Origin of the sequence: Streptococcus sp. GMD5S, assembly GCF_000298715.2 — a bacterium.
Classification (GTDB): Bacteria; Bacillota; Bacilli; order Lactobacillales; family Streptococcaceae; genus Streptococcus.
On sequence record NZ_AJRG02000047.1, the window covers coordinates 1 to 1,533 of the forward strand.

Genomic DNA, 1,533 nt, shown 5'->3' on the forward strand with positions numbered 1-1,533 from the left:
AAAATTTATGAATGGATCTGTAAAATAAATAGAAAAGAACAAATTGTTTTTTTCTGTTATACATGCATCTCAGTTTTTATACTTGAAGAAATTATTACACTAGTATTTTCTAATAGTTTTGCTTTGTCTAAATTTTTATTTCCTTTGGTTGTGTACCTTTATTTAAGAAAGTTAAAGAAGTCTGAAAAATACAAAGCTATTTTTATCAGTTTACTATTATCTTTATTATATCACAGTACTCATACTTTTATATCCGTAACCTTATCTTCTATAACAGGAGATGAAGTAGTATTACACTATAAAAGTACATTTCTTTTCGTAGTATTGTTGATGACTTATTTTTCTATTCTAATAATAATTCGTTATTTTCATCTGGATATTAAATATTTTGATAAAGATTATCTGTATCCTTTTTTAAAAAAAGTAATAGTTGCTTTCTTTGGTTTGCATATCTTATTGTTTATTTCAGATATAGTAAGTACAACTCATCATTTAAATAGCTTCGGAAGTATTTTATCAACCATTGTTTTTATTTGCTTGTTATTGATTTTCTTTGCAATGAATTCTCACAAGGTTCAAATTGAAAAAGAGATTGCTCTAAAACAAAAGAAATTTGAACAAAAACATTTACAGACTTATACTGATGAAATTGTGGAGTTGTATAATGAAATTCGAGGTTTTCGTCATGACTATGCAGGGATGCTTGTTAGCATGCAAATGGCGATTGACAGTGGAGATTTACAAGAAATTAACAGGGTTTACAATGAAGTCCTAGTAAAAGCAAATCAGAAATTGAGGTCAGAAAAATATACTTACTTTGATTTAAATAATATAGAAGATTCTGCTTTACGAAGTTTAATTGCTCAATCGATTGTCTATGCACGAAAAAATGATGTAGAGTTTACATTGGAAGTAAAGGATATCATTACTAGACTGTCAATAGATTTACTTGATCTTGTTCGTATAATGAGCATTTTATTAAACAATGCTGTTGAAGGGGCTGCAGATAGTTATTTGAAACAAATGGAAGTTGCAGTCATTAAAATGGATTTTGAAACAGTTATAGTTATCCAGAATTCATGCAAAATCACTATGACGCCTTCAGAGGATCTATTTGCCTTAGGTTTCTCTACCAAGGGAAGAAATAGAGGTTTAGGACTTAATAATGTTAAAGAGATTTTAGATAAGTATGACAACATTATTTTAGAAACAGAGATGGAAGACAACACATTTAGACAAATTATTAGATTTAAGAGGGAATTCGAATGAAAGTATTAATTTTAGAAGATGTTATTGAACATCAAGTGAGACTAGAGAGAATATTGAATGAAATCTCGGAAGAATCGAATATTCCTATTTCATATAAGACAACAGGAAAAGTTCGTGAGTTTAAGGAATATATCGAAAATGATGAAGTAAACCAGCTTTATTTCCTAGATATCGATATTCATGGAATCGAGAAAAAAGGCTTTGAAGTGGCTCAGTTTATCCGTCATCACAATCCTTATGCTATTATTGTCTTTATTACTAGTC

Annotated in this window: 1 protein-coding gene and 1 pseudogene; both read left to right on the forward strand. The window is 28.6% G+C overall.

Annotated elements, in window-relative coordinates; all coding sequences use genetic code 11:
* Positions 1-1,269 (forward strand): GHKL domain-containing protein (locus GMD5S_RS0209665; RefSeq protein WP_016893880.1); only part of this gene is annotated, 1,269 nt, incomplete at its 5' end.
* Positions 1,266-1,533, forward strand: a pseudogene (gene comE / locus GMD5S_RS0209670) (competence system response regulator transcription factor ComE); the annotation flags it as partial. The gene GMD5S_RS0209665 and the pseudogene comE, both read left to right, overlap by 4 nt.